Below are 20,657 nucleotides of genomic sequence, written 5' to 3'. Positions count from 1 at the left end.
ACGGCAGCACATGCCGGGAGCACCCGCAAATCCTTTAGAATAGCGGGTCCAACAGGGAACATAGAAAAAGCCATGCCACTCGCAACAACCGAAGAAATCGTCGCCGAATTGCGCGCCGGCCGGATGGTCATTCTGGTCGACGAAGAAGATCGCGAAAACGAAGGCGATCTGATCCTGGCGACCGATTTCGTCACGCCCGAAGCCATCAATTTCATGGTCACGCACGCGCGCGGCCTGGTCTGCCTGACGCTGACCGAAGAGCATTGCGACCAGCTCGACCTGCCCATGATGGCGTCGCGCAACGGTACCGCCTTCGGTACCAATTTCACGGTGTCGATCGAAGCCGCCGAAGGCGTCACCACCGGCATTTCGGCCGCCGACCGCGCGCGCACCATCCAGGTGGCCTCGGCGCGCAACGCCAAGCCGTCGGACCTGGTCAATCCCGGTCACATCTTTCCGCTGCGGGCCCAGAAGGGGGGCGTGCTGATGCGTGCCGGCCATACCGAAGCCGGATGCGACCTGACCGAGATGGCTGGCCTGACACCGGCTGCCGTGATCTGCGAAATCCTCAAGGAAGACGGCACCATGGCGCGCCTGCCCGACTTGATGGAGTTTGCCGAGAAGCACACGCTCAAGATCGGCACCATCGCCGACCTGATCCATTACCGCAGCCGCAACGAAAGCATCATCGAGCGTCTGGCCGAGCGCGAGATGCAGACCGTGCACGGGACCTTCAAGGCGGTCGCCTATCGCGATACCCCCAGCGGCGGCGCCCACCTGGCGCTGGTGCACGGTGACATCCAGCCGGGCAGCGAAACCCTGGTGCGGGTGCACCAGCCGGTATCGATCCTCGACCTGCTGGAGTCCGAGGTGACCACCCACTCGTGGAACCTGGCGGCGGCAATGAAAGCCATCAAGGCATCGCCCGGCGGCGTGGTGGTATTGCTCAATTGCGAAGAGTCTGCGCAGCAGATGTTCGACCAGTTCGGCGCGCTCAACCAGGTCGGCAGCCCCGCGGCGACCAAGCCCGCGCGCGCCGACCGGATGGACCTGCGCACCTACGGGATCGGCGCCCAGATCCTCAAGGATCTCGGCGTATGCAAGATGAAATTGCTGGCCAGCCCGCGCAAGATGCCATCGATGACCGGTTTCAAGCTCGAAGTCACAGGCTACCAGGCGCGTGAGGTGCTGTAGGCACACCCCGTATTGCCCGTACTACCCGTACCGACCAAGACGGATCAACAACATACCAAAGGAAACTTCATGACCATCGGAACCTACGACCCCAATCTGGACGGCGAAGACCTGCGCATCGGCATCGTCCAGGCGCGCTTCAACGAAGACGTCTGCCACGGATTGCTGGCCGCTTGCCTGGCCGAGCTGAAGCACCTCAACGTGGCCGATGAAGACATCCTGCACGTGACCGTGCCGGGCGCGCTCGAAATCCCGCTGGCGCTGCAGAAGATGGCCGAGACCGAACAGTTCGATGCGTTGATCGCATTGGGCGCGGTGATTCGTGGCGAGACCTATCACTTCGAGCTGGTCTCCAACGAGTCCGGCGCCGGCATCAGCCAGGTCGCTCTCGATTTCGGCGTGCCCATCGCCAATGCGGTGCTGACCACCGAGAACGACGAGCAAGCCGAGGCACGCATGGCCGAAAAGGGCGCCGACGCGGCTCGCGTGGCCGTCGAGATGGCCAACCTGGCCATCGTCCTGGAAGAACTCGGCCAGGCCACCGAAGAAGAGTAAGTCAGGTGCCGGCGCGCCGCCCGGGTGGTGCGCCGACGCTGCTGTTTAAGTCATTCCCGCTAGCAATCATGGCTCTGAGCCGAAATCATCATGTCCAACAAATCTGAACACGCCAATTCGAACAAGAACCGTACTCCGCGTCACCGCGCACGCGAGTTCGCGTTGCAGGGCTTGTACCAGTGGCTGCTCAATTTCGAGTACACCGGTGTCATCGAAGCCAACATCCGTGAAGCCCACGGTTTCGACAAGGCCGATGCAGAGCATTTCGACACCCTGCTGACGGGCGCCATCCGCGATGCGGACCTCCTGCGCGCCGACCTCGCGCCACTGATCGATCGCCCCATCAAGGAGCTCTCGCCCGTCGAGCACGCAGCCCTGCTGATCGGCGCCTTCGAGCTGAAGAACCAGCCCGAGATCCCGTACAAGGTGGTGATCAACGAAGCCGTCGAATTGACCAAGTCCTTCGGCGGCGTCGATGGTCACAAGTACGTCAACGGCGTGCTGGACCGTTTTGCCGCGCAGGTGCGCCCCACTGAAGTAGGCGCCGGTCGCCGTTGATGGTCCTGACGGGGCGAGCGCTGCCGCTCGCCGCCGTTGCCTTTCCTGTTGTGCCTGTCGTGCCTCCCACGTCCTACCGAGCTGCCTCATGAACTTGAATCAAGTCGCCTCGCGCGTGCATAACATCGCGCCCTTCCACGTCATGGAGCTTTCGAAGAAAGCTGCGCTGTTGGAGCAACAGGGCCGCGACATCATCCACATGGGCATCGGCGAGCCCGATTTCACGGCGCCGCCGGCGGTGGTGGCCGCCGCCACCCGCGCCATGACCGAGGGCCAGATGCAATACACCTCGGCGGTCGGATTGCCGGCATTGCGCCAGGCTATCTCCAGCCACTACCGTGATGTCTACGACCTCGATGTCGGCCCCGAGCGCATCGTCATTACTGCCGGCGCCTCGGCGGCGTTGTTGCTGGCCTGTGCGGCGCTGGTCGAGAAGGGCGCGCAGGTGTTGATGCCGGATCCCTGCTATCCGTGCAATCGGCATTTTGTCGCCGCCTTCGAGGGCCAGGCGCAATTGGTGCAAAGCGGTCCGGAGCAGCGTTTTCAGCTGACCGCGCAGGCAGTGCGCGAGCATTGGGCCGAGTCTACCCGCGGTGTCTTGCTGGCGTCGCCGTCGAACCCGACCGGGACCTCGATCCTGCCCGACGAATTGCGCGCCATCGTCGGCGAGGTGCGGGCACGCGGCGGGTTCACCATCGTCGACGAGATCTATCAGGGACTGTCGTATGAAGGCGCGCCATTTTCAGCGCTTTCGCTGGGCGAAGACGTAGTGGTGATCAACAGTTTTTCCAAGTATTTCAATATGACCGGCTGGCGCCTGGGATGGCTTGTGTTGCCGCCGTCACTGGTGCCGCAGGTCGAGAAGCTGGCGCAGAACCTGTTCATCTGCGCCTCGTCGATTGCCCAGCACGCAGGCGTGGCCTGTTTCTCGCCCGAATCGATCGCCATCTATGAAGAGCGCAAGGCCGAGTTCAAGCGGCGTCGCGACTACATCGTGCCGGCGCTGGAGAGCCTGGGTTTCAAGGTGCCGGTGGTGCCGGACGGCGCCTTCTATGTCTATGCCGATTGCAGCGCGCTGTCTGACGATGCCGACCAGTTGAGCCTGGAGATGTTGAACGAGGCCGGCGTGGTGCTGGTGCCGGGCCTCGATTTCGGGCCATTCACGGCGCGTCGTTATATTCGTCTGTCGTATGCGACGTCGATGGAAAACCTGCAGCGGGCCGTGGCGCGACTGCGCGAATTCTTCGATCGTCGCAAGCTCGCCTGATCCATCCGGAAGGTGCAAAAAAAAAAGGAGCCCGAGGGCTCCTTTTTTGCGTGTTGAATACCGGTAATATTCAATCGCAACACGCTCATAACGCAGCGAGTTGTTCTTCTGCCTTGGGCTTGTCTGCCGCCACTGCGGCAGCGATCTTGCCCATCGGCGGCTTGACTGGGACGGCCACCGGCAAGGGGTCGGCGCTGGCCGACACGCTAGGCGTCGCCGGTGGCAACTTGACGGTAGCGGTGGTGTAGATGGACACGTTCTTGCCCATCGCCACCTGTTTCAGGTTCTGGTATTCCGACAGCACCTTGATGCCATAACCGCCATCGTTGGCCATCTCGGCCGCACCCACATACGTCTTCAGGCCGGCTTCGATGGAGCCGCCACGGGTGACGTACTCTTTCAGGATCTGCGAACCCACGCGGATGTTGGCCACCGGGTTGAGCGCCGCCTTGATACCGCCGAGCTCCTGGAACTTGTCATGGTGCACCTTGGACATCACCTGCATCAGCCCCTGCGCGCCCATCGGGCTTTCGGCAAACGGATTGAAGCGCGACTCGATGGCGATCACCGACAGGATCAGCAAAGGATCGAGCTTGATGTCGCGTGCGGTCAGATATGTGGCCGAGACCAGCATGTCTGCTGCATCGCTGGCCACGCGGTAGCGTTTTGCCAGCCAGTTGGTCACCAGTTTCTGCTGGCGCGGATTGCCCAGGAACTGGTGGTCTTCGGGCGACACTGCCGGCTTCACCGCAGCCGATGCATTGGCGGAGGCCGCTGCGCTGGCAATGGCGCTCACAGTGGCCACCGGTGTTGCTGGCGCCATCAATTCGGCCAACGGCGGCGTCACCGGTGTTTCGGCAGTTTGCACCTCGTCGGCATCATCCGAAAAGGGCGACATGCTGATCAACCGGTCTGCCAGGTCTGGATTGAAGAACATCAGACCCAGAACAAACAGGGCGGCCACGCCGAGTATCGTGACTACTCGGTGGGCGGCGCTGAAAAACTGGCCGATACGCGCACTCAGGGATGAATGTGCGAAACCGGCGCGCTGAACCATCTGCGGGGTGCCTGCTAAAGGCGCCTCGGTAGCTTGGTTGGACATTGAACCTCCTGCGTTATTGCGGCAAATACAGGGCTCCCCGGCCAAGAAGTGGAGACCGGACAACTGAACTGGACATGCTGCAATCTAATTACGTTACCGTCGCAAGGCGTTACGGCAAGTCGCCATCCGCGAGGCCTGCTGGCCATGCCGTCGGATGACGTGTTTCGGGGAGTAAGGCTGACGCCTTGGATGACACTTCTTAGTTGCTGGGACCCCGGTCCCTGAATACCTTGCAGCTTGTTATGGTTATTTCAAGCCTCGTTTTTGAGCTTCAAGCTCTTACCCTTCGGTGTAGGGTGCGCGCATTGTAGAAGCCACTTTATATCGAGTCAATACTATGGGATCGTTTCTTTATAACTTTTGAATCTCATATTGCGCGTGGCCTTCCTTCAAAAATCAATAGAATCAAGCGTTTGCCGGCGAAACCTGCTCTGGCTGTTATGACAAAAGAAATTTGTGAAAAAGTATGAAATACATTGATTTGCGCGATTTTATTTCTAAGTTGCAACAAATTGGCGAGCTCAAACGCATTTCAACCCCGGTTTCCTCCCATCTGGAGATGACCGAGATCTGTGACCGCACGCTGCGAGCCGAGGGCCCAGCGCTCCTTTTTGAGCATGTCGATGGAAAAAATATCCCGGTTCTAGCGAATCTTTTTGGTACCCCCCGTCGGGTTGCGCTGGGCATGGGGGCGGACGACACCAGTGAATTGCGCCGTATCGGTCACCTGCTGGCGCGCCTGAAGGAGCCAGAGCCGCCCAAGGGCCTCAAGGATGTATTGGGCCTGGGCACGCTGGTCAAGTCGCTGTGGGACATGGCGCCGAAGGAGCGTTCGTCGGCGCCTTGCCAGGAAGTGGTGTGGGAAGGGGCGGATGTTGATCTTGCGCGGCTTCCGATCCAGCATTGCTGGCCGGGCGATATTGCCCCGTTGATCACCTGGGGCCTGGTGGTGACCAAGGGTCCCAACAAGAAGCGGCAGAACCTGGGCATCTATCGCCAGCAGGTGCTCGGTCCCAACAAGGTGATCATGCGCTGGCTGGCGCATCGCGGCGGCGCGCTGGATTTTCGCGAGCACTGCATTGCCAATCCGGGCAAACCCTATCCTGTCGCGGTGGCGCTGGGTGCCGACCCGGCTACTATATTAGGTGCGGTCACGCCGGTGCCGGACAGCTTGTCCGAATATCAGTTTGCAGGCCTGCTGCGCGGCAGCCGTACCGAACTGGTCAAGGCCATCGGCAGCGAATTGCGGGTGCCGGCGTCGGCCGAGATCGTGCTGGAAGGGCATATCTATCCCGATGCCAGCCATGGTTCGGGCTACGAGCATGCGCTGGAAGGTCCTTATGGCGACCACACTGGTTATTACAACGAGCAGGACTGGTTTCCAGTCTTCACCATCGATCGCATCACCATGCGCCGCGAGCCGATCTATCACTCGACCTATACCGGCAAGCCGCCTGACGAGCCGGCCGTGCTGGGCGTGGCACTGAACGAGGTATTCGTGCCGCTGCTGCAGAAGCAGTTTTCCGAGATCACCGATTTCTACCTGCCGCCCGAGGGCTGCAGCTATCGGATGGCGGTGGTGCAGATGCGTAAATCCTATGCCGGGCACTCCAAGCGGGTGATGTTCGGGGTGTGGAGTTTCCTGCGGCAGTTCATGTACACCAAATTCATCGTGGTGGTAGACGAGGATGTCGATATCCGCGACTGGAAGGAAGTGATCTGGGCCATCACCACCCGGGTCGACCCGGTGCGCGATACGGTGCTGGTCGATAACACGCCGATCGATTACCTCGATTTCGCCTCGCCCATCAGCGGCCTCGGCAGCAAGATGGGCATCGACGCCACCAACAAGTGGCCCGGTGAAACCAACCGCGAATGGGGCACGCCTATCGTCATGAGCGATGACGTCAAGAAGCGCGTCGATGACATCTGGCAGACGTTGGGTATCTAACAAAATCAGGCAGGCCCGCCGGCAATGCATCAATTCGCTGGCGGGATGTTGTCAAAATGAAGTACAATTCGACCTGGCGGGCCCCTGCGCATTGTGGCATGGTCAACCTGGTCAGGTCGGGAACGAAGCAGCCACAGCCATTTCCTGCAAGTGCCGCAGACAAGGCTCGCCTCTTATTACTCTCCCGCAGTTTTTGCAAATCCCTTTGCAAGTCTCCCGGCAAGTTCTTCGCACTGCCTCCACGCTACATTCCACTTACTGCTGTTTTCAGTTTTCGCGCGTCCGCGTGCCTGCGTGCGCCAGCTTGTCGGCGAGGATCGCCGAGACGCCGACGAAGGCCGGATATTCTGCCGTGATGACGTAGGTCGGAATGGCGGCGGTATAGGCCGAAAAACGTCCCTTGTTCTCGAAGCGCGCACGAAACGGCGACTGCGCAAAATACTGGCCCATATGTGGCACGACGCCGCCGCCGATATAGATGCCGCCCAGCGAGCCGAGCGTGACCGCCAGGTTGGCGGCCACGGTGCCGAGCATGCCGCAGAACAGATCGACGGTTTCGCGCGCCAGTGCGTCGTGCTGCTGCAGTGCGCGCTTGACGATGTCGCCTGCCTTCAGTTCTTCCGGCGCATGCTGGTCGATCGAGCGCAATGCCCGATAGATCAGTTCCAGCCCCGGACCCGAGACCAGGCGCTCGGCCGAGACATGCTCGAAGTCGTTCCAGCAATAGGCCAGGATCGCCGCCTCGCGCGGCGTGAATGGCGAGAATGCGACATGCCCGCCTTCGCTGGCCAGCGGCATCCAGCGATGCTCGCCACGCACCAGCCCACCCACGCCCAGGCCGGTGCCGGCACCGACCACGCCGATCGGCAATCCGGCCTTGGCCTGACCGCCGCCGATCTGCCACAGGTCGGCAGGCTGCAGTTGGGGCACGGCCATCGACAGTGCCGTGAAATCATTGACCACCAACAGCGTGTCCAGGCCCAGCGACTGACGCGCCGCTTCGATCGAAAATGCCCAGTCGTGGTTGGTCATCTTGATCTGGTCGCCATGGACCGGGTTGGCAATGGCCACCACGGCATGCCGCACCGGCGCATTGCCGCACTGCTGCAGATAAGCTTTTACGGCATCGGTGAATTCGCGGTAATCGGCCGCCGGCAGGGTGGCGATCTGCTCGGTCTGTCCGGGGGCGGGCTCCAGCGCGAAGCGCGCATTGGTGCCGCCGATATCGGCCAGCAGGCGTGGGCCGTCGGCATATTGATGAGGTTTGGAGGTGAGCACGCTCTGCATGGCCGTTTCCTTGTGGGGCCCCGGCAGTGGCGTGCCGCAGGCAATCATGATCGGATGACGGGCCAGCGTGCGCTGCGCCCGTCACTCCTAAGAGGCGCCCGCGGCCATCAGGTTCCAGCATGGCCGTCGGGGCAGGGTCTTGCGGGGGGGAGATCAGCGCTCGGACATATGTTGCGCCAGCGCTTCACGCATCTGCTCGATCACGTCGCTCCAGTCGCCACGGGCGGTCTGGCGGAAAATGGTGAAGTTCTGGTACCAGGGCGTGTCGGTACGATCCATCTGCCAGCGCCAGCAGGTGTTGGTGCGATTAAGCAGCCAGACCGGCTTGCCCAGCGCGCCGGCCAGGTGGCAGGCTGCGGTGTCGACAGAAATGATCAGGTCGAGGTTGGACACGAGCGCGGCGGTATCGCCGAAGTCGTGCAATTCAGACGAAAAATCCTTGACCAGATCGGCCAGCGGGTGCGCCTTCAATTGAACGACGGCGGCTCGGTCGACCTGTAGCGAATAGAATTCCAGTCCGGCATATTCACGGGCCAGTTCCACGATGGGTGCCAGCGTATCGAACGGCACTGAGCGCAGGTTGTCGATGCGAACGGCCGACGGGTTGGTGGTGGCCGAGCTGCCGAACCAGACCAGTCCCACCCGCAGGGCACGGGTTTGCGGCAGGCGCTGGTACCACGCGGCCCACTTGCGGGGATCGGCTGTGAGGTAGGGCGCACGGGGAATATCGTCATCGGACTGCATGCCGCAGGCCAGCGGCAGGCTCATCAGCGGGCAGTGGAAGTCGAACGGTCGCTTTGGTTTTTCGGCGCTGCTGAGCACTTCGACCACGCCCGGCAGGTTGGCCAGCAGATTGCGTAGCGGTCCTTGTACTTGCAGGATCACCGACGCACCGCGTGCTGCGACTTGCGTTACATAACGGGAGAATTGCAATGTGTCGCCGTAACCCTGCTCCGCGTGCAGCAGGATGGTCTTGCCCCGCAAGGATTCTTCACCCAGCCACAGCGGAACGTCCAACTCGAGCTGGCGCTGGCTCATTTGCTCCGTGCGCCAGCGCCATTCATATTTTTTCCAGCCGGATGAATAGTCGCCCTGCAGCAGCCGTACCAGGCTCTCGTTCCAGTGCGCCGATGCGCCTTCGGGATCAAGCGATTGCGCACGCTGATAGCTGCCCAGCGCTTCGTCGTAGCGGCGCAGGTCTTCCATCGTGGCGCCACGGTTGAACCACAACTCGGGCAGGGTATCGTCGATTTCGGCGGCGCGCTCGTAACTCTCGAGCGCTTCTTCAGTGCGGTCCAGCAAGGACAGGACATATCCCCGGTTGACCAGCGCAATGGCAAATTCGGGGGCTGCCTTGATGGCGCGATCATAGGTCTGCAGCGCCGTCTCCAGTTGTGCCGTGTCTTTCTGGGTATTGGCCAGGTTGAACAGCGCCTCGACGAAATCGGGTCGCAATTCGACGGCGCGCTCATAACTCTGCGCCGCGTCACGCAGGCGCTTCAGATCGTACTGCGCATTGCCCCGCTGGAACCAGGCGTCGGCGTTATCGTTGTCGCCTTTCAATACGCGCTCAAAAGCATCAAGGGCCGCTCTGGCGCGACCGCTCTGACGCAGGCTGTCACCTTGAGACAGGCGCGCCTCGGTGAAATCGGGATTGAGCGCGAGTGCATGATCGAGTGACTTCAGGGCTTCATCATGTCGATCCAGATGCTGCAGGGCGGTGGCGTGATCAAGATAGGTGCCCACATGCGCCGGATTGAGATTAATGGCCAGGGCCAACTGTTGCTGCGCACCTTCCCAATCCTGCTGGTGCAGCTTCAGCATGCCGTACAGGTAATTCGCCTCGAAGTGACGGGGCGCTTTCTTGAGCACCTTCTTGTACAGTTCTTCGGCAGCGCGATACTGTTGCTTCTGGTGCAGGGCCAGCGCTTGTTGCAACTCAGGCGTGGCGGCGTTTGCTGGCTGGGGCATAGGGTCGATCGGTAAGGTTTATTCGGTCGAAAAACGAGTGTTGCGACAAGCAGTCGCAGGCAATCTCGCCAGTGTCCCAAATTAACGTCGAATTTTCCAGTGAATTGAGGTGGTAATTTGTCGATGTGCCTGCGCGTCGCGGGACGGTGGCGCACGCCTGCAGAGTCGCCGGATTTCTCTTACACTTGCCGACTGCATCGAACAATAAAAGGGCCGGGCGACCGGCATCATCCACCTCGGAGTTTTCCTGATGAGTTTCGCCATTCCTGCGCCAGCCACGACCACCATCCCCGTATTGGGCGGTGACCCGTTCCCGGTCCGCCGTATTTACTGCGTGGGTCGCAACTACGCTGCCCACGCCCGCGAGATGGGCCACGATCCCGACCGCGAGCCGCCATTCTTCTTCATGAAGCCGTCCGACGCGATCGTGCCGACCGACTCGGTAGTGCCGTATCCGGCAGCCACCGCCGACTATCACCACGAAATCGAAATGGTGGTGGCATTGGGCCAGGGTGGGCGTGATATCCCGGTCGAAAAGGCATTGGATCTGGTGTTCGGCTATGCCGTGGGCCTGGACATGACCCGTCGCGACATCCAGGCCGTCGCCAAGAAAATGGGCCGTCCCTGGGATATGGCAAAGGGCTTCGACCAGTCGGCGCCGTGCGGCCCGCTGTTGCCGGTGTCCCAGGTCGGGCATCCGGCCAAGGGCGCTGTCTGGCTCAGGGTCAATGGCGAAGTGCGCCAGCAGGGCGATCTGTCGGACCTGATCTGGAGCGTGGCCGAAACCATTTCGTATCTGTCGGGCCTGGTCGAGCTGGCGCCGGGCGACCTGATCTTCAGCGGCACGCCCGAGGGCGTCGGCGCAGTGGTCAAGGGTGACCGCCTGCAGGGCCATGTCGATGGACTGCCGGACATCAATATCACCATCGGCTGATATTTTTAAAATGACAACTCTATTGTCATTTTTGCCACTCCCGGGGCCCATGCAAGCAAACTGTCATGAAGCTCCGGGCGATGCGGCGTATAATAGCGGTCTTCCAGGCGCTGGCTGCAGCTGGCCTGGTCGGGGTCCAAGGACTTCTTGCAGCATCCGCAGCGAGCGATCGGCGATCGGTCCGGTCTCGCGTAATACTTCAACACTGAAAGCAATCGAACCCGTGCGCATGCACTCCATGCATCGGAGCCGGAGCCTGATGACCGGCTGCCGCGGCGCTGTCGCACCGTTCGCAAATCACCATGTCCGACACTACGTCCGCGTCCGCAGCACCGGCTGCACCAGCAGTCCGCTTTGAAGATTTCGGCCTTTCGCCAGATATCCTGAGGGCTCTCACCGAGCAAGGCTACGTCCATCCCACCCCGATCCAGGCCCAGGCCATTCCGGTGGTGTTGCAGGGGCGTGATGTCATGGGCGCCGCCCAGACGGGTACCGGCAAGACGGCCGGTTTCTCGTTGCCGATCATCCAGCTGCTGCTGGCGCATGCCAGCACCAGCGCTTCGCCGGCACGTCATCCGGTGCGCGCACTGATCCTGACGCCTACCCGTGAGCTGGCCGACCAGGTCGCCGACAACGTCAAGGCCTATTCCCGCTTTACGCCCTTGCGCTCGACGGTGGTCTTCGGTGGCGTCGACATGGCGCCGCAAACGGCGACGCTGCGTGCTGGCGTCGAGATCGTCATTGCCACGCCGGGCCGCCTGCTGGACCACGTACAGCAGAAGACGGTCAATCTCTCGCAGACCCAGATCCTGGTGATGGACGAGGCTGATCGCATGCTCGACATGGGCTTCCTGCCGGACCTGCAGCGCATCATCAACCTGCTGCCCAAGAAGCGCCAGAACCTGATGTTCTCGGCCACTTTCTCGCCAGAGATCAAGAAGCTGGCCGGCAGCTTCCAGAACAACCCGGTGACCATCGAAGTGGCGCGCAGCAACGCCACGGCCGAAAAGGTCACCCAGACCATCTACCGCGTCGACGAAAGCGCCAAGGCCGATGCGGTCTCGTTCATCATTCGCGAGCGCAACCTGAAGCAGGTGATCGTTTTCTCGAACACCAAGATCGGCGCCTCGCGCCTGTCGCGCCAGCTTGAGAACGAAGGCGTCAAGGCTTCGGCCATCCACGGCGACAAGACCCAGAACGAGCGCATGGCCGCGCTCGAAGCCTTCAAGCAGGGGCAGATCGAAGTGCTGGTGGCCACCGACGTGGCCGCCCGTGGGCTGGACATTACCGATCTCCCCTGTGTGATCAATTACGACATGCCCTACAACGCCGAAGACTACGTGCACCGCATCGGTCGTACCGGTCGCGCTGGCGCATCGGGCGATGCCATCTCGCTGTTCTGCGACAAGGACGAGCGCCTGCTCACCGACATCGAGAAGCTGATCAAGAAGAAGTTCGAACGCGCCGAGCTGGTCGGATTTGCACCGCGTGCGCGCCACGAGCGCGCCGAGCGTAGCGAGCGGGGTGAACGTGCCGAGCGTGGCGAGCGCCATGAACGCAGCGAACGTCCGGTTCGCGCCGAGCGTAGCGACCGTCATCGCGAAGGCGGCGCGCCGTCGGGACGTCGCGAGAAAACCGATCCATGGTTCCTGAAGCCTTATGAGCCTGCGGCCGAAGAGGTCGTCTCGACCAAGCCCGACCTGGCCAAGTCCAATCGTCCCAAGCCCAAGGTGGCGGCGTTGCTGGGCGGGATGCCCAAGCGCTGATCACAGTCGGTCTGCTGCACCTGAAATGCCGCCCGGATAGCGATATCCGCGCGGCATTTTTCATGGTAGCGCTCAGCGTGGCCCGAAGCGCGCAGCCCACGCGGACAAGGCCAGGCTCCAGAAGTGTTCGCGGGTCGTGGCCGCCGCGGTATCGAGGCCAAGAAAGCCCGCTGCGCGTTGCAGCTCCTGCAGCGGGCGCGACAGGTCCAGCGCCTGGGCGCCATTCTGCTTGGAAAACTTCTCGCCTTGCGCATTGGCCAGCAAGGGAACGTGCAGGTAGCTTGGCGTCGGATAGCCGAGCAGGCCTTGCAGGTAGATCTGGCGTGCGGTCGAATCGAGCAGGTCGGCGCCGCGCACCACGTCGGTGACGCCTTGTTCGGCGTCGTCCACCACCACCGCCAGCTGATAGGCCCAGAAACCATCGGCGCGTTGCAGCACGAAGTCACCCACCTCACTGGCCAGATGCTGTTGCTGTGCACCTAGCCAACGATCGTCGAAGCGCACCAGTTCGCCCGGCGCCCCCACGTCCGGCACACGCAGGCGTTGCGTGCGGGCGAGCTTGCCTGGTGCCAGCCCGGCGCGGCAAGTACCGGGGTAGATGGCGGCGCCATCACTGGCCAGGCCCAGGCGCGAATCGGCAATCTCCTTGCGGCTGCAACCGCAGGGGTAGACGGCTGCCCCCAGTCGCTCACGCGCGGCGGCATAACGCGCGCGCCGCTGGCTTTGCACCAGCACCGGGCCATCGGCGTGCATATCCAGCGCCGACAGCGTGGCCACGATGTCTTCTGCCGCTCCCGCTACCGTGCGCGTCTCATCGATATCTTCGATGCGCAATAACCATATTCCATCATGCACCCGCGCATCGAGCAGGCTGGCCAACGCCGCCACCAGCGAGCCGGCGTGCAGCGGGCCCGAAGGCGAGGGGGCAAAGCGTCCGATATAGCGGCCGCTCATGCGCCGCCTCGCGCAGCAACCGGCCCCAATAAGGATTCGCGTACTTCCGGGCGGGCCAGGTGGTTGATGAACCACTTCAACGATTTACCCTGTTCGGTCTTGGGCCAGGCCACCATGAAATTGTCGTTCGGCTTGGCGGCCTGGGTCTGTTTTTCGACCAGGGCGCCACTGGCCAGGTAGGGCGCGGCCCAGATGCGTGGCAGGTGGCCGCAGCCCAGGCCGGCCAGTTGGGCTTCCAGCTTGTCTGCCACGCTGGCCACGGTCAGGGTTTCCTGGCCCGACAGCAGGCCCATGGTCAGGGTCGGCAATGACTGGCTGTTGTCGCCCACGGCAATGGCCCGGTGACTGCGGACCAGTTCGGCCGACAGCGGTTCGGCCGCCGTGGCCAGCGGATGATCGGGGGCGACCGCAAAGACCCAGTCGACCGCGCCCAGTTCCTGCATCTGGAAGCGGCCGCTGGTGCGCACCACCTCCGGCCCGTCCAGGGTCACGCCGATGACCAGGTTGGCGCGGCCCTCGATCAGCTTTTCCCAGGCGCCGGTGAGCACCCCGGGCGTGAAGCGCAATCGGGTGCCGGACTGTTCCTGGTCGAAGGCTTCGATGATTGGTCGCATCTTGGCAAACGGCACCAGGCTGTTGAGCACGATGTGCAATTCGGTCTCGCGACCGGTGGCGGTACGCTTGACGCGCTGCTCCAGGTCGTTGGCCGCCAGCAGCAGGTGGCGGCCTTCGTGCAGCAGCTGCTGGCCGGCCGGGGTCAGCTGGGCCCGATGGCCGCGGCGGTCGAACAGCAGCACGTCGAGGTCATCTTCCAGCTTGCGTACGCTATAGGTCAGTGCCGACGGCACGCGGTCCAGCACCACGGCGGCTGCGGCAAAGCTGCCCTTGCGGTCGATCATGTCGAGGATCAGCAACGATTCCAGGGTCAGGTTCACACCAGCTCCACTTGTTTAAAATATTTGAATGAACCGTATGAATTTAAGGCCTTATACCGAAAAAAGATAGTGATTATAGTGTGCACATCGACAAACAATTTGTACGAATCAATTCCGAAGCGTACAGAATTCACCGAAAAGGAGTGTTGTCATGATGCAACTTCGTAAATCCACTGAGCGCGGCCACGGCAACCACGGCTGGCTGGATTCGTACCATAGCTTTTCGTTCGCCGACTACCATGATCCAAAGCACATGGGCTTCGGTCCGCTGCGGGTGATCAACGAAGACCGCGTGGCCGCAGGCCAGGGCTTCGGCACCCACGGTCACCGCGACATGGAAATCATCTCGTATGTGCTCGACGGCGAACTGGCCCACAAGGACAGCATGGGTAACGGCAGCGTGATCCGCCCCGGTGATGTGCAACGCATGAGCGCCGGCACCGGCGTGCGTCACTCGGAGTACAACCATTCGCAAACCGGCACCACGCACTTCCTGCAGATCTGGATCATGCCCGACCGCGCCGGCGCCGAGCCGGGTTACCAGGAGGCCCATTTCTCGGCCGCCGACAAGCAGGGCCGGCTGCGTCTGGTAGCGTCCAGCGATGGCCGCGATGGTTCGGTCAGCATGAACCAGGACGCGTCGCTGTTTGCCGGCCTGTTCGACGGCGATGAAGCCGCCAGCTATACACTGGCAGCCGGTCGCCTGGGTTATGTGCATGTGGCCCGCGGCAAGGTCAGCGTCAACGGCCAGGCGCTGGAAGCCGGCGACGCCGTCAAGCTCACCGATGTCGACAAGCTCGACATCACCGGCGGCGACAATGCCGAAGTGCTGGTGTTCGACCTGCCACACTAAGTCAGCAGTTTTTTTACCGCAGCACCCGCCGGACCCGATCACCCGGCGGTTTTTTTGATCTACTCAAACTCCCACTCGAGAAGGAAACATCATGAGCAAAGTCGCCATCGTCTACCACTCCGGCTACGGCCACACCAAGAAACAGGCTGAAGCCGTGCAAGCCGGTGCTGCCTCGGTCGCCGGCGCCAGCGTCGAGCTGATCGCCATCAATGCCGAAGGCAACATCACGGACGCCGACTGGGCCACGCTGGATGCGGCCGACGCCATCATCTTCGGCTCGCCCACCTACATGGGCACGGTGTCGTGGCAGTTCAAGAAATTCGCCGACGCCTCGTCCAAGCCCTGGTTCAGCCAGAAGTGGAAAGACAAGATCGGCGCCGCCTTCACCAATTCGGCGACCATGAATGGCGACAAGCTGTCGACGCTGCACTATCTCTTTACGCTGTCGATGCAGCACAGCATGATCTGGGTCGGTACCGGCCTGATGCCTGCCAACAGCAAGGCGGCGCAGCGTAACGACATCAATTTCGTCGGTTCCTTCTCGGGCCTGATGGCGCAAAGCCCGTCGGACTCCTCGCCTGAAGAAGGCCCGCTGCCAGGCGACCTGGAAACCGCCAAGTTGTTTGGCGCACGCGTGGCCGAGACCGCAGCCAAGTTCGGCAAGTAAGCAGCATCGAAGCAAGCAGCGCCGTAAAATGAAAAAAGCCGCGTGGTCATCGACCGCGCGGCTTTTTGCATGGTGGAGCAGGGCTGGCCGGCGTTCTCAAGCCTGCAGCGGCGACTCCGAACCTGAATCAGCGCCAGCGCCGGCCTGCTGTGCGGAAGCGCAATGCGGGCAGGACTTGCCCGGCACGTAGTACGGCGACAGCTGTTCGCGCGGGGTGACCACGGCGCGGCAGGCAAAGCACTGCGCGGTCGCCGATTCCTTCAGGTCGGGGCTCAGGGCGGTACGGTAGTCGAACACGAAGCAGTCGCCCGAGTAATGCGCGCCGCCGACTTCTTCGAAGTAGCGCAGGATGCCACCCTCAAGCTGGTACACGCTGTCGTAGCCGATGTTCTGCATATGGATCGCCGCCTTTTCGCAACGGATGCCGCCGGTGCAGAAGGTCACCACGGTCTTGCCTTCGAAATCGGCCTTGTGCTCTTCGATCACCTGCGGGAACTCGGTGAACTTGTTGATACGGTAATCGACCGTGTTGTCGAAGGTGCCGACATCGACTTCGAAGGCGTTGCGGGTCTCGACCATCACCACGGGCTTGCCATTGTCGTCATGGCCCTGGTCCAGCCAGCGCTTGAGGTCCTGCGGTTGCACGAACGGCGCGCGGCCTTCTTCCGGCTTGATCAGCGGATGCTTCATCGTGATGATCTCGGCCTTGAGCTTGACCAGCATGCGGGTGAAGGGTTGCTTCTCGGAAAAACTTTCCTTGACGACGATGTCGGCAAAGCGCGCATCGGCGCGCAGCCAGGCCAGGAAGGCATCGATGTCGGGGCGCAGGCCGGCCAGGAACAGGTTGATGCCTTCCGGCGTGAGCAGCACGGTGCCGCGCAGGTTGTGCTTCTGGCAAAACGCCAGGAACTGCGGGCGCTTCTCGACCGTGTCGTTGAAGGTAACGAACTTGTAGGCGGCAATATTGACGTATGGGGTATCCGGGGACTGCATGGTTCTTTGCTCTAAGTCTTTGAATTGGCAGCATTATACGCCCGCGTGCCGGGTCTTCGCAGGGTCTTCGTCGCTATTGCGCACTAGCCTGACCCAGATCAAACCAGCGCTGCGGCCAATGGCGGGCGGTCTGCCGCGTTGCATAAAATCCCTTTGCCACCAGGGCGAGGGACGCCCCCGGGTCCGGTAGAATGTGGCCCCATGACTACACCGCATTTTGTACACCTCCGACTGCACTCGGAGTATTCCATCGTCGACGGCCTGGTGCGTATCGACGACGTCGTCAAGGCTGCCGCCAAGGATGGCCAGGCAGCCATGGCCGTGACCGACCTCGCCAACCTGTTCGGCATGGTCAAGTTCTACAAGGCTGCGCGCGGCAAGGGTGTCAAGCCCATTGCCGGCTGCGATATCTGGATCACCAACGAGCGCGACCGCGAGAAGCCGTCGCGCCTGCTGCTGCTGGTCAAGAACCACAGGGGTTACCTGCAGCTGTGCGAACTGCTGTCCCGGGCCTGGCTGGAAAACATCTACAAGGGCCGTGCCGAAGTCCGCGTCGAGTGGCTCGACGCCTTGCGCCACCAGGAAGGCGGAAACGGCCTCATCGCGCTGTCGGGTGCGCACGGCGGCGATATCGGCCAGGCCATCGATAACGGCAACCTGGCGCAGGCCGAGCAGGCCGCGCAACGCTGGTCGGAGATCTTCCCCGGCAGTTTCTATTTGGAGATCCAGCGTTCCGGTCAGCCCAACGCCGAGGTGCAGGTGCGCCAGAGCGTGGCGCTGGGCGCGCGGCTGGGGCTGCCGGTGGTGGCCACCCATCCGGTCCAGTTCCAGTCGACCGAGGAATTCATCGCCCACGAGGCGCGCACCTGTATCGCCGAAGGCGAGATCCTGGCCAATGCGCGGCGCGTGCGACGCTTCAACGATCAACAGTATTTCAAGTCGCAGGCCGAGATGGTCGCGTTGTTCGCCGACCTGCCGGGCGCCATCGCCAATACGCTGCACATCGCGCGACGCTGCAACCTGGTGCTGGAACTGGGCAAGCCGCAACTGCCCGACTTCCCGACGCCGGACGGCATGACCATCGATGATTTCCTGGTGGCGCAGACCCAGGCCGGGCTCGAGAGCCGCCTGCTGCACCTGTTCCCGAACGAGGCCGATCGCGAGAAAGAGCGTCCGCGCTACGAGGCGCGCCTGAAGTTCGAGAACGATACGATCATCAAGATGAAGTTTCCCGGTTACTTCCTGATCGTGGCCGACTTCATCCAGTGGGCTAAGAACAATGGCGTGCCGGTGGGGCCGGGACGGGGCTCGGGCGCCGGTTCGCTGGTGGCCTACAGCCTGTCGATTACCGACCTCGATCCGTTGCGCTACAACCTGCTGTTCGAACGCTTCCTCAATCCCGAGCGGGTTTCGATGCCCGACTTCGATATCGACTTCTGCCAGGAAGGGCGCGATCGCGTCATCCAGTACGTCAAGGATCGCTACGGCAAGGAAGCGGTGTCGCAGATTGCCACCTTCGGCACCATGGCGGCCAAGGGCGCGGTGCGCGACGTCGGCCGCGTGCTCGATCTGGGCTATAACTTCTGCGACGGCATCTCCAAGCTGATCCCGTTCAAGCCGGGCAAGCTGGTGACGCTGGCCGACGCCATCGAAGAAGAGCCGATGCTCAAGGAGCGGCTCGACAACGAAGAAGAGGTCAAGCAGCTGATGGGCCTGGCGCAGCAGGTCGAAGGCATTGCCCGCAACATCGGCATGCACGCCGGCGGCGTGTTGATCGCCCCCGGCAAGCTGACCGACTTCTGCCCGCTCTACACCCAAGGCGGCGACGCCGGCGTGGTGTCGCAGTACGACAAGGACGACGTCGAGGCCGTTGGCCTGGTGAAGTTCGACTTCCTGGGCCTGACCACGCTGACCATCCTCGATCGTGCCGAGCGCTACATTCGCCTGCTCGATCCGGCCATGGCCGATTTCGACCTGGCCAAGCTGCCGCTGAACGACCGGGCCTCGTACGACCTGCTGACCAAGGCCAAGACGGTCGCGGTGTTCCAGCTGGAAAGCCGCGGCATGCAGGGCATGCTCAAGGATGCGCGGCCCGACCGCTTCGAGGACATCATCGCGCTGGTGGCGCTGTACCGTCCGGGCCCGATGGACCTGATCCCGGACTTCTGCAAGCGCAAGCACGGCGAAGCCTTCGACTATCCCGATCCGCGCACCGAGGGCATCCTCTCCGAGACCTACGGCATCATGGTCTATCAGGAGCAGGTGATGCAGATGGCGCAGGTGATCGGCGGCTACTCGCTGGGCGGCGCCGACTTGCTGCGGCGTGCGATGGGCAAGAAGAAGGCCGAGGAAATGGCCAAGCACCGCGAGTTGTTCCGCGAGGGTGCCGGCAAGAATGGACTGTCCACCGAAAAGGCCGACGAAATCTTCGACCTGATGGAAAAGTTCGCCGGCTACGGCTTCAACAAGTCGCACGCGGCCGCTTATGCGCTGTTGTCGTATTACACCGCCTACCTCAAGGCGCACCATCCGGCCGCGTTCATGGCAGCCAACTTGTCGCTGGCCATGGAAGACACCGACAAGGTCAAGATCCTGATCGAGGATTCGCTCGATATCTGCAAGCTGACCATCCTGCCGCCCGATATCAACCAGTCGGATTACCGCTTCATGCCGGTCGGCGAGCCGGGCAAGAAGGCGACCCAGATCCGTTACGGCCTGGGCGCGGTCAAGGGCGCCGGCCAGAATGCCATCGAATCGATCATCGAAGCGCGCAAGGCCGGCCCTTTCAAGGACCTGTTCGACTTCGCCAAGCGGGTCGACAAGAAGCAGATCAACCGCCGCACCATCGACTCGCTGATCCGCGCGGGCGCATTCGACTGCTTCAAGGTCGATCGCGCCGTGTTGCAGGCGACCGTCCCGCTGGCCTGGGAGAGCGCCGAACAGGCCGAGAAGTCGGCCAACCAGGTCAGTCTGTTCGGTGGCGACGACAGCGATCTCGAAGCGCCGCTCGAGTACATCAGCGTGCAGCCCTGGAGCGACAAGCAGCGCCTGACCGAAGAGAAGGGCGCGCTGGGCTTCTATTTGTCGGGCCATCTGTTCTCGGCCTACGAAAAGGAAGTGCGACGCTTCGTGCGCACCAAGATATCGAGCCTGGAGCCGTCGCGCGAGCCGCGCAGCCTGGCCGGCATCATCACCGGCGTGCGGGTGCAGATGACCCAGCGCGGCAAGCTGGTGATCTGCACGCTTGACGATGGCACCGGCGTGATCGAGGCCAGCATCTACAGCGAAGTCTTCGAACCCATCAAGCACCTGATCAAGGAAGACGAGTTGCTGGTGCTGCAAGGACGGGTCTCGGAAGACCGCTTCAATGGCGGCCTGCGGGTGTCGGCCGAAAAGGTCATGGACCTCGGCGCCGCGCGGATCCAGTATGGCGTGCGCATGGTGGTGCAGCTCAAGCAGGCGGTCGACCCCGCCATGCTGCGCGATACCCTGTCGGCGCACCGTCAGGACCAGGGGCTGCCGTTCGTCATGCGCTACCTGCGCGACGATGCCGGCTGCGAAGTGATGCTGGGCGACAACTGGCGCATCAATCCGAGTGACAGCCTGCAGACGACGTTGGTGGCGTCGTTCGGCAAGGAAGCGGTAGTTGTTGAGTATTAAGAGGGATTTA

The 20,657-nt window shown here is 62.3% G+C and carries 16 protein-coding genes and 1 other RNA gene; 11 read left to right on the top strand and 6 right to left on the bottom strand.

Annotated features, from left to right (window positions below; translation table 11 throughout):
- The first annotated feature begins 72 nt into the window (after positions 1–72).
- The 4 genes from ribBA to LBW87_RS11900 all read left to right on the top strand — a co-directional run bounded on the left by ribBA (position 73) and on the right by LBW87_RS11900 (position 3,574).
- Positions 73–1,194, top strand: a complete 1,122-nt coding sequence (ribBA, locus tag LBW87_RS11915) for a bifunctional 3,4-dihydroxy-2-butanone-4-phosphate synthase/GTP cyclohydrolase II (protein ID WP_225201682.1) — start codon at positions 73–75, stop codon at positions 1,192–1,194.
- A gap of 69 nt (positions 1,195–1,263) precedes the next feature.
- Complete coding sequence (gene ribH / locus LBW87_RS11910; protein WP_225201681.1) at positions 1,264–1,749, top strand: 6,7-dimethyl-8-ribityllumazine synthase; 486 nt, start codon at positions 1,264–1,266, stop codon at positions 1,747–1,749.
- A gap of 90 nt (positions 1,750–1,839) precedes the next feature.
- Positions 1,840–2,307, top strand: coding sequence for a transcription antitermination factor NusB (nusB, locus tag LBW87_RS11905; protein WP_225201680.1), 468 nt, complete (start codon positions 1,840–1,842; stop codon positions 2,305–2,307).
- An 88-nt stretch (positions 2,308–2,395) separates the two neighbouring features.
- Positions 2,396–3,574: a pyridoxal phosphate-dependent aminotransferase gene (locus tag LBW87_RS11900; protein ID WP_225201679.1), complete on the top strand. Its 1,179-nt coding sequence runs from the start codon at positions 2,396–2,398 to the stop codon at positions 3,572–3,574.
- An 85-nt stretch (positions 3,575–3,659) separates the two neighbouring features.
- Here the strand turns inward: LBW87_RS11900 and LBW87_RS11895 are convergent, their stop codons facing one another.
- Positions 3,660–4,676: a transglycosylase SLT domain-containing protein gene (locus LBW87_RS11895; RefSeq protein WP_225201678.1), complete on the bottom strand. Its 1,017-nt coding sequence runs from the start codon at positions 4,674–4,676 to the stop codon at positions 3,660–3,662.
- Positions 4,677–5,142: 466 nt separating this feature from the next.
- On the opposite strand from LBW87_RS11895, the gene ubiD reads away from it, so the two are divergent.
- The gene (ubiD, locus tag LBW87_RS11890; protein WP_225201677.1) at positions 5,143–6,627 is read left to right on the top strand and encodes a 4-hydroxy-3-polyprenylbenzoate decarboxylase; all 1,485 of its coding nucleotides are present in this window, start codon (positions 5,143–5,145) and stop codon (positions 6,625–6,627) included.
- Positions 6,628–6,702: 75 nt separating this feature from the next.
- Positions 6,703–6,801: signal recognition particle sRNA small type (ffs, locus tag LBW87_RS11885), an RNA gene on the top strand.
- Positions 6,802–6,894: 93 nt separating this feature from the next.
- Here the strand turns inward: ffs and LBW87_RS11880 are convergent.
- Both LBW87_RS11880 and LBW87_RS11875 read right to left on the bottom strand, forming a co-directional pair.
- Positions 6,895–7,914 (bottom strand): glucokinase, encoded by a 1,020-nt coding sequence (locus LBW87_RS11880; protein WP_225201676.1) that lies wholly within the window; start codon positions 7,912–7,914, stop codon positions 6,895–6,897.
- Between the two features lie 153 nt (positions 7,915–8,067).
- Positions 8,068–9,885, bottom strand: coding sequence for a tetratricopeptide repeat protein (locus tag LBW87_RS11875; protein WP_225201675.1), 1,818 nt, complete (start codon positions 9,883–9,885; stop codon positions 8,068–8,070).
- A gap of 250 nt (positions 9,886–10,135) precedes the next feature.
- On the opposite strand from LBW87_RS11875, the gene LBW87_RS11870 reads away from it, so the two are divergent.
- Together LBW87_RS11870 and LBW87_RS11865 are read left to right on the top strand one after the other, a co-directional pair.
- Positions 10,136–10,819: a fumarylacetoacetate hydrolase family protein gene (locus LBW87_RS11870; protein ID WP_225201674.1), complete on the top strand. Its 684-nt coding sequence runs from the start codon at positions 10,136–10,138 to the stop codon at positions 10,817–10,819.
- A gap of 302 nt (positions 10,820–11,121) precedes the next feature.
- Positions 11,122–12,585 carry a DEAD/DEAH box helicase gene (locus LBW87_RS11865; RefSeq protein WP_225201673.1) on the top strand — a complete coding sequence of 488 codons (1,464 nt, stop codon included), beginning with the start codon at positions 11,122–11,124 and terminating at the stop codon, positions 12,583–12,585.
- Positions 12,586–12,657: 72 nt separating this feature from the next.
- Here LBW87_RS11865 and gluQRS read toward each other — a convergent pair whose 3' ends face one another.
- Both gluQRS and LBW87_RS11855 read right to left on the bottom strand, forming a co-directional pair.
- Complete coding sequence (gluQRS, locus tag LBW87_RS11860; protein ID WP_225201672.1) at positions 12,658–13,539, bottom strand: tRNA glutamyl-Q(34) synthetase GluQRS; 882 nt, start codon at positions 13,537–13,539, stop codon at positions 12,658–12,660.
- A complete protein-coding gene (locus tag LBW87_RS11855) occupies positions 13,536–14,474 on the bottom strand; it encodes a LysR family transcriptional regulator (RefSeq protein WP_225201671.1) in 939 nt (312 codons plus the stop codon). The genes gluQRS and LBW87_RS11855 overlap by 4 nt, the downstream gene beginning before the upstream one ends.
- 151 nt (positions 14,475–14,625) lie before the next feature.
- Between LBW87_RS11855 and LBW87_RS11850 the strand changes: the two genes are divergently transcribed.
- Positions 14,626–15,327: a pirin family protein gene (locus tag LBW87_RS11850; RefSeq protein ID WP_225201670.1), complete on the top strand. Its 702-nt coding sequence runs from the start codon at positions 14,626–14,628 to the stop codon at positions 15,325–15,327.
- A gap of 91 nt (positions 15,328–15,418) precedes the next feature.
- Complete coding sequence (locus tag LBW87_RS11845; protein WP_225201669.1) at positions 15,419–15,994, top strand: flavodoxin family protein; 576 nt, start codon at positions 15,419–15,421, stop codon at positions 15,992–15,994.
- Positions 15,995–16,090: 96 nt separating this feature from the next.
- On the opposite strand, the gene LBW87_RS11840 is transcribed toward LBW87_RS11845, so the two are convergent.
- Positions 16,091–16,987: a sulfurtransferase gene (locus LBW87_RS11840; protein WP_225201668.1), complete on the bottom strand. Its 897-nt coding sequence runs from the start codon at positions 16,985–16,987 to the stop codon at positions 16,091–16,093.
- A 201-nt stretch (positions 16,988–17,188) separates the two neighbouring features.
- Between LBW87_RS11840 and dnaE the strand changes: the two genes are divergently transcribed.
- Entirely contained in the window at positions 17,189–20,647 is a 3,459-nt protein-coding gene (gene dnaE / locus LBW87_RS11835; protein ID WP_225201667.1) for a DNA polymerase III subunit alpha, read from the top strand.
- Positions 20,648–20,657: the final 10 nt, after the last annotated feature.

Origin of the sequence: Herbaspirillum sp. alder98 (assembly GCF_020179755.1) — a bacterium.
Lineage (GTDB): Bacteria > Pseudomonadota > Gammaproteobacteria > Burkholderiales > Burkholderiaceae_D > Herbaspirillum.
Note: the sequence above shows the minus strand (reverse complement) of the source record. Positions and strands in the feature narration are given on the sequence as shown.